The 13,521-nt window shown below is 23.9% G+C and carries 12 protein-coding genes; 4 read left to right on the top strand and 8 right to left on the bottom strand.

Annotated elements, in window-relative coordinates:
* Positions 1 to 661: 661 nt before the first annotated feature.
* Positions 662 to 1,483, top strand: a complete 822-nt coding sequence (locus CRIB_RS03195; RefSeq protein ID WP_180703105.1) for a nitroreductase family protein — start codon at positions 662 to 664, stop codon at positions 1,481 to 1,483.
* A gap of 120 nt (positions 1,484 to 1,603) precedes the next feature.
* On the opposite strand, the gene CRIB_RS03190 is transcribed toward CRIB_RS03195, so the two are convergent.
* Positions 1,604 to 4,597, bottom strand: coding sequence for a leucine-rich repeat domain-containing protein (locus CRIB_RS03190; protein WP_180703104.1), 2,994 nt, complete (start codon positions 4,595 to 4,597; stop codon positions 1,604 to 1,606).
* Positions 4,598 to 5,389: 792 nt separating this feature from the next.
* On the opposite strand from CRIB_RS03190, the gene CRIB_RS03185 reads away from it, so the two are divergent.
* Positions 5,390 to 6,382 (top strand): calcium/sodium antiporter, encoded by a 993-nt coding sequence (locus CRIB_RS03185; protein ID WP_180703103.1) that lies wholly within the window; start codon positions 5,390 to 5,392, stop codon positions 6,380 to 6,382.
* A gap of 72 nt (positions 6,383 to 6,454) precedes the next feature.
* Here CRIB_RS03185 and CRIB_RS12705 read toward each other — a convergent pair whose 3' ends face one another.
* From CRIB_RS12705 to CRIB_RS03170, 3 genes are read right to left on the bottom strand one after another with little or no spacing between them, the layout of a single operon-like run.
* Positions 6,455 to 6,556 carry a HAMP domain-containing histidine kinase gene (locus CRIB_RS12705; RefSeq protein WP_180703102.1) on the bottom strand — a complete coding sequence of 34 codons (102 nt, stop codon included), beginning with the start codon at positions 6,554 to 6,556 and terminating at the stop codon, positions 6,455 to 6,457.
* Positions 6,556 to 6,711 carry a hypothetical protein gene (locus tag CRIB_RS12700; protein WP_180703101.1) on the bottom strand — a complete coding sequence of 52 codons (156 nt, stop codon included), beginning with the start codon at positions 6,709 to 6,711 and terminating at the stop codon, positions 6,556 to 6,558. Before CRIB_RS12700 ends, CRIB_RS12705 begins: the two co-directional genes overlap by 1 nt.
* Complete coding sequence (locus tag CRIB_RS03170; protein WP_180703100.1) at positions 6,699 to 7,313, bottom strand: DUF4397 domain-containing protein; 615 nt, start codon at positions 7,311 to 7,313, stop codon at positions 6,699 to 6,701. The genes CRIB_RS12700 and CRIB_RS03170 overlap by 13 nt, the downstream gene beginning before the upstream one ends.
* A 168-nt stretch (positions 7,314 to 7,481) precedes the next feature.
* Here CRIB_RS03170 and CRIB_RS03165 point away from each other — a divergent pair, with 168 nt between their 5' ends.
* Complete coding sequence (locus CRIB_RS03165) at positions 7,482 to 7,697, top strand: heavy-metal-associated domain-containing protein (RefSeq protein WP_180703099.1); 216 nt, start codon at positions 7,482 to 7,484, stop codon at positions 7,695 to 7,697.
* Positions 7,698 to 8,020: 323 nt separating this feature from the next.
* Here the strand turns inward: CRIB_RS03165 and CRIB_RS03160 are convergent, their stop codons facing one another.
* Both CRIB_RS03160 and CRIB_RS03155 read right to left on the bottom strand, forming a co-directional pair.
* Entirely contained in the window at positions 8,021 to 9,157 is a 1,137-nt protein-coding gene (locus CRIB_RS03160; RefSeq protein WP_180703098.1) for an MFS transporter, read from the bottom strand.
* A 444-nt stretch (positions 9,158 to 9,601) separates the two neighbouring features.
* Complete coding sequence (locus tag CRIB_RS03155) at positions 9,602 to 10,129, bottom strand: GNAT family N-acetyltransferase (protein WP_180703097.1); 528 nt, start codon at positions 10,127 to 10,129, stop codon at positions 9,602 to 9,604.
* A gap of 271 nt (positions 10,130 to 10,400) precedes the next feature.
* Between CRIB_RS03155 and CRIB_RS03150 the strand changes: the two genes are divergently transcribed.
* On the top strand, positions 10,401 to 11,339 hold the full coding sequence (locus CRIB_RS03150) for an AEC family transporter (protein ID WP_180703096.1): 939 nt from the start codon (positions 10,401 to 10,403) through the stop codon (positions 11,337 to 11,339).
* A gap of 406 nt (positions 11,340 to 11,745) precedes the next feature.
* Here CRIB_RS03150 and CRIB_RS03145 read toward each other — a convergent pair whose 3' ends face one another.
* Together CRIB_RS03145 and CRIB_RS03140 are read right to left on the bottom strand one after the other, a co-directional pair.
* Positions 11,746 to 12,603 carry a MurR/RpiR family transcriptional regulator gene (locus tag CRIB_RS03145; RefSeq protein WP_180703095.1) on the bottom strand — a complete coding sequence of 286 codons (858 nt, stop codon included), beginning with the start codon at positions 12,601 to 12,603 and terminating at the stop codon, positions 11,746 to 11,748.
* A 20-nt stretch (positions 12,604 to 12,623) separates the two neighbouring features.
* The gene (locus tag CRIB_RS03140; RefSeq protein ID WP_180703094.1) at positions 12,624 to 13,511 is read right to left on the bottom strand and encodes an ROK family protein; all 888 of its coding nucleotides are present in this window, start codon (positions 13,509 to 13,511) and stop codon (positions 12,624 to 12,626) included.
* Positions 13,512 to 13,521: the final 10 nt, after the last annotated feature.

The following is a 13,521-nucleotide window of genomic DNA, read 5'->3' as shown; positions in this document are numbered from 1 at the left end:
TTAAATATAGAGTTTATATAATTTCTAAACTCATTTACTATAAATGGAATAAATATATTTCCTATACATCCAGTATATGCAATTGATATATTTTTTTCATTATCACTTTTCATATATTGCAATTCTTCAATTCCTTTTTCTATGTTATTTATAGCTAGCTGTGCATGATTTAAAAATACTTCTCCAAATCTGGTTAATTGAATATTTCTACCACTTTTTTGAAAAGTGGGACTTCTAACGCTTCTTCTAATTTAGATATAGCCTTGCTAAGTGCAGGTTAAGTTACTAACAGTATATTTGAAGCTGTTGTAAAATTTTTAGTTTTTACAACAGTTATAAAATATTCTAAGTGTTGCAGATCCATATATATTCTCCTTGTAATAAACATTGTCAATCTATAACTAAAAGTTATTATTATATGAATAACCACAATTAGACCTTCTTTAATTTATAGTGTTATAATAACAAATGTATTCAAATTAAATCTATATAAATTATTTTTATATATTTTGTATGCTAATAAAAAAATTTGTTTCGTTAAAAAATAGTTATTAGATTATAATTTATAATAGATTGTATATTTCATAATACCTTAGTATATAAAAAGTATAAGTTATGCAAATTATATAAATTATATATTAAAATTTTCGGAGGTTATAGTATGTTTAATATAAATAAAGAAAAGTGCATCACTTGTAAACAATGTATAAATGATTGCCCAGTAAATGATATAGTTTTAAAAGATAATAAAGCTTGTGTAAAAAATGAATCTTGTCTAAAATGTGGTCACTGTGTTGCAATATGCCCAACTAAAGCAGTTTCTACAAATGATTATAATATGGATGATGTTATTGAATATGAAAAGAAAGATTTTGCAATTGATTCTGATAACTTATTAAACTTTATAAAATTTAGAAGAAGTGTTAGAAACTTTAAGAATAAGAAAATCGAAAAAGAAAAGATAGAAAAAATTATAGAAGCTGGTAGATTTACTCAGACATCAACTAACAGTCAAGATGTAAGCTATACGGTTGTTATAAATAAGTTAGATGAATTAAAAGATTTAGCTTTTAAGGCTTTAAATAAGAAAGGAGAATATATTCTTAATAATTTAACTCCAGAGACAGAGTATCTTAAAAGATATGCTACTTTATGGACATATTTTTATAAAATGTATAAGGAAGATCCTATTAAAAATGATAAATTATTATTTAATGCTCCAGCAGTTATAATTGTAACAGCTAATAATGAACTAAATGGTGCACTAGCTGCTTCTAAAATGGATCTTATGGTTGATGCTTTAGGTCTTGGTACTTTCTATAGTGGATTTTTACAAATAGCTACTGATGGTAATAATGAGATTTTAGATCTTTTAAAGATTAATAATAAGAAGAAGGTTGTTGCTTGTATGGTAATTGGATATCCTAATGTTAAATACAAAAGAACTGTTCCTAGAAAAGATGCAGAGATAAATTGGATATAATACTAAAAATTTGTATAATTATTTTTTGTTGAATTTTCTATATTTCCTCTGCTTTATAATAACTAATATAAAAAACGTATCACTCATTTGTGATACGTTTTTTGCTCTATATACTAATAATTATATTTCATCTACTAAACGTATGTTAACTATTCCACTAAAGTTTATCCACTCATCTTCAATATTATTAAATTCAAATTGTAATTTATCTGTAGATAAATTTTCCCAAGTCATTATTTTTGTATAATTATCATATTCTCCATTTTGTAATATATAATCTATATCTAACTCATCATTATCTCGTAATTTTATAAAACTTAGATTTAAAGAATATTTATTTTCATCATTTTTATAGTATTTTAAATTTATTTCTTGTTCTCCTAAATCTATATATTTTATTTTCATAGGGATTTTAGATATATCACTTATCTTATTTTTATATAATATCAAGTATTCTAGATTTAATAAGTCATTTAAGTTACATAATTTATTTATTTGATTATTCATCAAATACAATTCATTTAATTTATGCAAACTTTCAATTCCATTCATTGATGTTATTTTATTATTACTTAAATCTAGAATTTTTAAGTTACATAAATCTTTTATATTATCTATTTTTTCTATCTGATTATTTCTTAAATATAAGTTTTCTAACTTATATAACCCTTTTATACCTTCTATTGATATTATTTTATTGTAGCTTAAATCTAAACCTTTTAACTTATCTATGCATTTTAAGTTATCCAATCCTTTTATATCTTCTAATTTTTCAATTTGATTACTACTTAAATCTAATATTTCTAATTTATTTAGATTTTCTATACCTTCTATTGATACTAACTTATTATTATACAAATATAATTCTTTTAAGTTAACTAGATTTTTTACTTCTCCTAATTCTGTTATATTGGTATATCCTAAGTCTAATACTTCTAAGTTAGTTAACGCCTTTATTCCTTCTATTGATATTTTCTCATTACTACGCAAATATAATCCTTTTAAATTAGTTATTAACTGTATCTCTTCTTCTAATTCTTTTCTATTTGTATATCCTAAGTCTAATACTTCTAAATTAGTTAAATACTTTATTCCTTCTATCGATATATTTTCATTTTTCGATAAATTTAAATACTTTAACTTTAAGTTATGCTTCAAATTTATTATATTTCCTATTTTATTTTTACTTAAATTTAAATTTTCTAATTTGATTAATTTCTCTAATCCTTTTATTTCTGTTATTTTGCTATTTTCAGATAACTTACCTAAATTTAAACATATTAACTTACGTAATTTATCCAATCCTTTTATTTCATCTATTTTATTATCATATAAATTTAACTCTACTAAATCAACTAACTGATCTAAGCCTTCTATTTTTCTTATTAAGTTGAAAGATAAATCTAAGTTATTTAACCTTTTTATATTTTCTAATCCTTTTATCTTAAAAATTTCATTAGAAGATAAATTTAAATTTGTAAGTCTTTTTAGTTGTTTTAGCCCCTGTATATCTACTATTTTGTTATTTGATAAATTTAATTTGCGTAATTCATCTAATGAATCTAATCCTTTTATTTCTTTTATTCCATTAGAAGATAAATTTAAATTATACAATCTTTCTAAAGTGTCTAATCCTTCTATTTCCGTTATTTTATTATAAGATAAATCTAAAGAATTTAATTTTCTTAGACTATTTAATCCATATATATCCACTATTTTATTGTCTGATAAATTTAATTCGCGTAGTTCTTTTAACCTATCTATCCCTTTTATCTCTCTTATTTCATTAAAAGATAAATTTAAATTACGTAGCTCTTCTAATCCATCTAATCCCTTTATCTCCCTTATTTCATTATTAGAAAGATTTAAATCACGTAATCTATTTAGCTTATCTAATCCTTTTATTTCTTCTATTCTGTTATTTGATAAATTTAAATCATTTAAATTATCTAAAATATCTAATTGTTTTATCTCCCTTACTATATTATTTGATAAGTTTAAATTAAATAATCCTACTAGGCCATCTATCCCTTTCATATCTCTTATTTTATTATTTGATAAATTTAAATCATTTAAGTTTATTAGTTCTTTTAACATATCTATGCATTCTATTTGATTATTACTTAAATCTAACCATGTTAATCTATATAATCCTTTTAATTCATCTATAAATTTTAATAGATTATTATTTAAGTCCAACCATATTAATTGTTCTAATCCTTTTAAATACTCTATAGACTCTATTTGATTGTTACTTAAATTTAATATCTTTAAGTTTTTTAGTTTATTTAATATTGATAAATCTTTTACTTTAGTATTACTTAACTCTAATATTTTCAAATTTTTTAATTTATTTATTACTAATATATCATCTATTTTAGTATCATTTAAATTTAATTCGTTTAATGCAGTTAAATTTTCTAATGTTGCTATATTATCTATTGGATTACAACTTAAATCTAGCCATTGTAAATTATTTAGTTCTGATAATACTTCTATATTTTTTATTTCATTAGTGCTTAAATATAATCTCTTTAAATTGGTTAGCTTTGATAACCTAGATATATCTTTTATTCGATTATTATTTAAATTTAACCATTTCAAATTATTTAATTCTGATAATAAATCTATATTTTCTATTTTATTATTACTTACGTATAATCTTTGTAAATTAGTTAAATTCGACAATCCATCTATATTTTCTATTTTATTATCACTTAAATCTATACATTGCAAATTAGTTAAATTTGATAATAAACTTATATCTTCTATTTCGTTATTATTTAAATACAATTTCTGCAATTTAGTTAAACCTGATAATACTTTTATATCTTTTATTTTATTATTGCTTAAATTCAATTTTTTTAAATTAGTTAGTTGTGATAGTATACTTATATCTTCTATTTGATTAGATCCTAAATATAATTCTTCTAAATTTAGTGCATTGTCTAATCCAGTTAAATCTAAAATTTCCTTATTAAAAGCATCTAACCATCGAAGTGATTTAATATTCTCTTTTGTAATTTCACAATTTTTGTTTAGATTTAATTCATATTTTATAGCCTCTTCTAAACCTTTATCTGGTATAGTTATAACTTCATTTATAGCTGTCATGTTATACCATCTCCATGCATATATTTATAAGCTTAATTTGGTATTATTTATCTTTATTAATATTTATAGAATAATTTTTTATCATAGCTATTTATATATTAAAAAATTATTAAGTATAATAGACTTAACTTTACATATTAAGTTGATATTGTTTACCTTATTTTATATTTATGATTATATCGCCAAATTGTTTCTTATTGTTTCTTATTTTAAAAAAATATAATAAAATTTATTTAAAATCTGTATTTTTGTCATATTATTATCAAGTGTAATTAATAATTTTTTTGTAGTCTCCTTTGATGGAAATATTATAAAACCGTATCATTTACTTTGATACGGTTTTAATAAACATTACTTAAATTATTCATTTATAAGATTTTTAATTGCAGGACTGATGTTAGTATAAGTATATAGACACAATTAATCGAACTAATTATAATATAGGTAGATTAAAAAGGACGTGTCTAAAATATTGACATCGATCCAAATACAGCTTATTTTATGAAATAAATACTAAATGCTAAAACAAAAATAAATTATTTTTAAATTCAAATTTTTATTATCTTTTTGTAACCTTAATCATATAATGATTATATAATTAATTAAATCCCTGAAGGGGAGTAGCTTACACTTTTAGTGTTAATCAGTCGTCAATTCAGTGTTTAAAAACACTCGGTTGATTAACAAGTTTTTGTACTTGATAGCAAGACCTTCAAAATAGTTAGATATTTTATATCTTTCTATTTTAGGAGGTCTTTTTTAATTATAAAAATAATTTTGGAGGTATGAATTTTGAATTATATTTTATTGTTAATTGGTTTTGTTCTACTTGTTAAAGGTGCAGATTACTTCGTTGATGGCTCTTCAAATATAGCAAAAAAACTAAGAATACCATCGCTTATTATAGGACTTACAATAGTTGCATTCGGAACCAGTGCACCAGAAGCTGCTGTAAGCATTACAGCTTCTATAAATGGTCAAAATGGTATGGCAATAGGTAATGTTATAGGTTCTAATATATTTAATTTATTAATGGTTATCGGTGCATCTGGTATTATCAAGCCTTTACTGGTTGAAAAATCAATATTATCTAGAGAATTTCCATTTACTCTTTTAATATCTATAATCTTAATTATATTATCTTCTGATATATTACTTTTCAATTCATCTATTAATACTATCAATCGTATAGATGGTATAATTTTATTAATTTTATTTATAGTTTTCTTATATTACTTAATAAATTCTGCTATGAAAAATAGAAAAGAAAGCTTATATGATACAGAAACTTCTGCTGATCTTGATATGAGTAATATTAAATCTATAGAAAAAAGTAACACTATGATTAAATCTATATTAATCTCAGTAATTGGTATAGCTGCAATAATCTTTGGTGGAAATTTAGTTGTAGATTCAGCATCAAATATTGCCAGCAGCTTTGGTGTTAATGATCAATTAATAGGTCTTACAATTGTTTCAATAGGTACTTCCCTTCCTGAATTTGTAACATCAATTATAGCTGCTACTAAGGGTGAAAGTGATTTAGCTTTAGGTAATGTCCTCGGTTCTAATATATTTAACATACTATTTGTTATTGGTGCTTCAGCTTTAATTTCCCCAATGACAGTAGATCCTAAATTAATAATAAATGGAGCTATAATGATTTTATCTACGATATTAGTTTATTTTTACGCATATAGAAAAAATGATATTAGCAAGTTTGAAAGTATAACTTTATCATTACTATACTTTGGATATATGGGATATTTAATATTTATAGCTTAAAATCACTTTTATTCATATAATTTTCTAATACACAAAAATAATCCTATTTGTAGGATTATTTTTGTGTGCATCTTATAAATTTAACTTTGGAAGTGTCACTATAAACTCGCTTCCTTCATTTAGTTTACTTTTAACCTCTATATTTCCATTATGCAAATCTACTATAGACTTCACTATAGTAATACCTCCCCTATACCACCAGTCTTTTTACTTCTAGATTTATCTACTCTATAAAATCTTTCAAATATATAATTTAAACCATTATCTTTCACATGAATTTTTATATTATCTTTATGAACTTTTACATATATATTATCTATTGTGGACATGCATAGGTATTTCCGTCTACTGATTGTAAAAGTTCTACATTAGGCGGATTTCCAATTATATATATTGAGTATATTCTATCTGCCTTAAATTGAATATTTGATTTTACTATGTTCTCTCCAGTTAAGTTACCTCTTACTGATACAGTATATTGTCCTGGATTTAAATATTCATATAGTGTTTGATCTCTATAATCTATATTATCTACTACAGGCTTATCATCATAGAAAACATCTGCTATTGGTAAGCCTGGTGATAGATTTACAAATCTCTGTATAGCTTGAGTATTTGATATTTTTTGTTCTATATCTTCATCTATAATTATTAAAGATTCTTGACCAATATTTCCTGTAATTGCTAATGTAAATAAATCTTCATCCGGTAATCTAAATGTTGTTCTTATTAAGATATTTTTTGTACCAGCTTCATTTATGTCAATTTTATATGGTCTATTTTCCATATATACATATGGTGTAAAATCTTTATATTTTATATCTGAATATAAAAGCTTATTATCAACATATACATCAACTGCTTGTTGTGAAGGTAAAACATTCAAATATCTAATTAATCCTTTGTTTTCCTCTATCTTAAAACAATCCATATAAATTATCCTCCCCATTTAAATATACTATTTTTATATATTATGTCATCTATTTTATATTGTTACCTTTAAAATCAACTTAAGTAATATCATCATTAAACATTTTGTATATATAAATTTCTTATAAAATGGAATAATATTTATATCTTATATAAGGAGGATTTGTATATGACTAGAAAAAAATTTAAAATAGAAGGAATGAGTTGTGGAAATTGTGTAAAACATATTAAAGATGCTCTAACTGAAGATATACAAGGAATTAAAGTAATAGAAGTCAACCTAGAAAATAAGTATGCTACAATTGAAGTTGATGATAGCATATCTGATGAGCAAATAAAAGCTGTAATCGCAGATTTAGGATACACAGCAACATCAATAGAATAATTTTAACTATAATATCTTCTTCTAAATCATAAACTAAGTTCAATAGAAGTGTGTCAAAATCTTTTATATTTACAGTAAATACAAAACTTCTATTAACATCATTATCTATGCATTCTTCTATATATTCTATTTTTAATTTAATATTTTCAAATAACATAATATAACCTCCTAAAGCTTCTTACTTAGTAAGTTTTAGGAGGTTATTATTTATATTAATAACGATAATTATTCTTGTATAACCATATTTATATATTATTCTAGAAAATTTCTAAAATTATATATAAATATTTTTTATTATTAGTTTATATCTTACATCTATACTATTATATAGTCTTATCCTTTGTTTTTCTATCATAAAATATGGCGCATAAAACTCCTAAAAGTGCTACTCCCATCATAACAAGAATAGCTCTATCAATTTTTAAATATTCTATTAAAAAACCAACTACAAAAGAACCAATAATAACTCCTAAGCTATTAAACATAGCAAATCCCATAAGCTGAGAAGTTGTTTTTAAATTTGCAGGACACACTCTATCTATCATAGTTCTTCCTACCATAAGAATAATTGGATATGTAAATATTTGAAGTAATCCACTTAAATATATAGCATAAATATTGGGTATGAAATAAAGTACTGACATTTGTATAAATACTGCTATAGGAGATAATATAATCAATTTATCTGGACTTAGTTTATGCATTATCTTACTACAAAGTATTAGCATAACTATTTCACTTACTGAACATATAAAATTATATATACCCAAGTTTGATGTATCCCCTCCAATTCTCTCTATCCCGTAAGGTAGTAATTGTAAATATCCTCTAAATCCTATACATATAATTAAAAGTGTAACTACTATAAATATATAGTCTTTATTTGTTAATAAAAGTTTAAAACTCATACTTCCTTCATAACTTTTGGCTACATCCTTTAATCTAAATGCGCAAATTATTCCAACTAGAAGTGCTCCCATATATATATATACTACATATTTATATCCTAAATTTGAAATAACAAAACCTACGATTAAAACTCCAAATGCCCAGCCTACAGAACCAAAAGCTCTTAGTTGGCCAAACTTGGATTTTATATCATCACTACTCTCCATAATCCAACTATCGCAAAGTGGCCCTAACATAGCATTAAATAATCCCATTAAAAAAAATCCTAAGTAAAATGCTATACCTTTATTAAATAAAATTGCTATAGTTCCTGTAATAGTCGTTATTATAAGTGATGGAAATAATACTTTTTTTATAGTTTTAAGCTTATCACAAAAATATCCAACGGAAAAAAGACCTATTAAACCGCTTAAAGTAAACAAGCTAATTAAACTTCCTGTTTGTATGGGATAAAATCCTTTGTATTGTAAAAATGGAATCAACATTCCAGCTATAGTAGAGGTTCCAAAGAATATAAAAAAATAAATGATTCTAAATAATAATGCTCTCATACTCATCCTCCATAACAGATTATTTAATATTAGTATCTACATTTAAATTTTTTATATTATTGAAAATTTGCATTGTCCAAACAGCTCACTTCAAATTTATACAGTACTATTATAAATTGTCCAAAAGAATTATAAATTATAAAAAAATTTTCAAAAAAATACGCTTAGATTGAGCGACTTATCAGCTAAACACTTCAATGCACGCTGAATACTATTTTTTATTTCATCAACAGATTCATCTGTTACTTGAGCCCCTGTGTGGGCGTAACATTTCAAAATTTTTTTACAATCAAAACTAGTTTAATGATATTACTTACATTTAAAAATTGTCCATATTTTTTTAAGTATTATAATATCATTAAACGTAAAAAGCTGAATATAATTTTAAAATTATATTCAGCCCTTTTTTATTTATATTTAATTAATTTCAAATATTTTACTTATTTATTCAAAGAAAGCATTTGAGTATTTAACTATTCCGCTTACATTCTTTAGCCCATTTTTATTTAGTTCTAATGCCATAAATGCCTCATCCGGCACTTCAAATGGAGGTTTTATATCAAACTCACTTGCTTTTTTAAATCCAAACTTAGGATAATAATTTTCATGACCTAAAACAACTACAGATTCATACCCTAAATTTTTCGCAACTTCTAATCCATAATTCATAAGAGCTTTACCTATACCTTTATTCTGATAATCTAGCAATACGGAGAGTGGAGCTAAGGCTAGTGATTCAAAAGATTCTTTATTACTTTCTATATTTATTTTAGTAAAAAGTATATGACCAACTATTTTATTATCAATCTCTGCAACTAAAGATAACTCTGGTATAAATTCACTACTCTTTCTAAGTCTATTAACTAAATTATGCTCTTGGTTGTCTGTAAATTCTGCATTTAAAAATGCATTTTCTATAACATCTTCAACTATTTTATAATCTAATTCCTGTTCAACTCTTATATTTATCATATTATGTATCCTCTCTATTGCCTATTATATCTTTTCAAATTTTATTTATTATCTCATATAGATTTATATTTTTCAATTAAATTATCAATAAAATTAGATTATTTAAATATTATTAGGCTATAAATCAAGCTAGATTTAAATTTATCTATAATATTATATAAATAGTATTAAAATCTAGTAAATACTAAAAAAATGCTTATATTTGATTTTTGAAATTATTAAATCTATAATTGTGTATATTAACAATTATTATAATTTGGGGGGATTTACTATGGAAAATCTTATATTATCGCTTAATGTTGTCTTGCCATTATTTCTTACAATGTCATTAGGATATTTTCTTAAATATCTTAATTTGTTTGATAATAGTACATTGGATAGAATGAACAATATTACATTTAAATCATTTTTACCAATGTTATTATTTTACAACATATATAAAACTGATTTACATGACACATTCAATTTAAAGCTAATAATATTTTCAGTAACTTGTGTAATAGTTTTATATTTAATTTTATATTTATTAGTTCCATTAATAGAAAAAGATAATAAAAAGCGAGGCGCTCTACTCCAAGGATTATTTAGAAGTAACTTTGTAATATTTGGTCTTCCTATAACAGAGTCCTTATTTGGAAGTGAAAAAGTTGGTGTTGCTGCTCTTTTAATTGCAGTTATTGTTCCTCTTTTCAATATGCTATCAGTACTTGCACTAGAAACTTTCAGAGGTGGCAAACTTAATTTTAAAAAAATATTTATAGGAATAATAAAAAATCCACTTATAATTGCATCTTGCTTAGGTGTACTTACTTTACTTCTTAAAATTAAAATTCCTACAGCAATAGAAAAAACAATAAGTGATGTCTCAAAAATAGCTACTCCACTTTCACTTATACTACTTGGAGCATCTTTTAAATTCGATAATATAAAGAAGTATCTAAAACAGACAACTATAGCTGTTATCGGAAAAACTATATTGATCCCATGTATTATTCTTCCAATATGTATTATGTTTGGATATAGAGATGTCGAACTTTCTACACTTATGATTATATTTGCTGCTCCAACTGCAATTTCATCTTTTACTATGGCTAAACAAATGGATTCAGATAGTGATCTTGCAAGTCAAATAGTTGTATTTACATCTGCTTTTTGTGTTATTACAGTATTTATGTGGATATTTATATTGAAACAATTCTATTTAATTTAATACAAATACAATATTAATTTTAAACTTAAAATCACTGATTACATTATTAAATAAAGAGTTATCTTTACTTGAGCGACGTATCAGCGAAACACTTCATGTTGCTGATACATCGTTCAAAATCATTTTATGCTAAAAAACAGTTTATTTATATTACTTACATTCAAAATTTATCTGCATTTTTTAGGTATTATAGTACCAATATCATTAAGCATAAAAAAACTATAAAATGATAATTATTATTCTATAGTTTGTTATTTGATATTTATATAATCTAGTGGTATTTTTGTTATAAAATGAGAATATTCAAATTAAAAAAATTTAAGATTTACCTATAAATAATATTTATTCATTTATATAAAAATAGAGCAATAAGTTTAATATTATTACCCTACTAATCAAATATTATTTATATATAATTATTTTTTAAAGACTTTATTGCATCTGTAGTCTTTATCTTTCGATCAATCGCTTCGCTTGATTTTTCTTTTACTACTTGAGTATATATAAGATCCAGTAAAAATATTTGAGCTAATTTTGAAGATATAGATCCAGTCTCTAGGATAGTTTCTTCTGATACATAAGCAAGATTGATATCTGATCTATCTTTTAACTTAGATTCTTGGTTTTGAGTAATCGAAATTATATTAACATTATTTTGTTTAGCAAGTTCCACAGTTTTTATAATGGCATCAGTCTCACCAGTATGCGATATTGCTATTAATAAATCTTCTGCTTCCATTATAGATGCCATCATTATCATAGTGTGGCTGCTATCAAAGCTCATACAATTTAAACCTATTCTCATAAACTTATAATTAGAATCTTGCGCTATTATGCCCGAATATCCAATCCCTACAAAATATATTCTTCTAGCATTAATAATCATATTTGCACAATTATGTATATCTTGATTATTAATTAAATCCACTGTTTTTTCTAAAGTAGTTATATTAGAACTTAATAATTTTTTTGCTGTATCAATAGCTGGTTCATCATTTTCTATATTGCTATTTATTATAGTTTTTGATTTATTGTTTATAGAAATTTCTTGAGCTAATGTAACTTTAAAATCTTGTAAACTGCTAAATCCCATCTTTTTTGAAAATCTTGTAATAGTTGCTTCTCCAATATTACTTTCTTTTGCAATTTGAGAAATAGGCATATACGATACATATTCTATATTCTCTTTTATATACTTCATAAGTATTTTATCAGACTTAGTAACTTTGAAGCTAGGCGTTTTCAATTCGTCTATAATTCCCATAACAAAACCCTCTATCTATTTTATATTTGACTTAAAAAATTATACAGTGCACCTATCATTCCTGCATCATTTTGTCTTTTAGCAAATTCTATTTTCGTATTTTCATATATCCTAGGTACAAGTATTTCTTTTAATGCCTTATCTATTCTTGGCTTTAAAAATTCTTCTTGCGCCATTATCCCTCCACCAAGTATTAATACTTCTGGGTTTATTAAATAACATATATTTGCTATACCAATCGCTAATGATTTTACCATATTATCGATTTCATTTAAACAATCTTTATCATTATTTTTTGCCATATCAAAAATAATTTTTCCATCAATATCCTGTTGAGATATATTTTTTATTTTAGCAATTTTTCTTACTAAACTACTTGTAGATGCTAAATCTTGAAGACTTTTTCCATTTATATTCATATATCCTATCTCACCTGCACTATTTGAGAATCCATGAATTAATTTATTATCTAATATTACACATCCCCCTATTCCTGTTCCAACAGTCAAACATACAGATGACTTAGCATTTTTACCTGCTCCTAACCATGTTTCTCCTAAACCAGCACAATTAACATCATTTTCTACTTCACATCTTATATTAAATTCCTTTTCTACTTCCCTTTTTATTTCCATACCTGTATATTCTGGTATCAAATGCTCTAAAGCATATACAACTTTTCCTTTTTTTGAGTCAACCATACCTGCTGTTGATATACATATTCCGTCTATATCATTATCTTCTATATACTTTTTAGATATAGTTTTAATCTTTTCTAAGATACCAGGTCCGCCTTTTTCTAATGCTTCTGTATCTACACTACCTTTATCTATAAACTCTCCTATTTCATTCGACAATCCATACTTTATAGAAGTCCCGCCTACATCTATGCATATAAATCTATTCATTATTTATCCC

Source organism: Romboutsia ilealis, from assembly GCF_900015215.1.
Taxonomy (GTDB): domain Bacteria; phylum Bacillota; class Clostridia; order Peptostreptococcales; family Peptostreptococcaceae; genus Romboutsia; species Romboutsia ilealis.
This window is presented reverse-complemented; position numbering and strand designations above follow the sequence as displayed.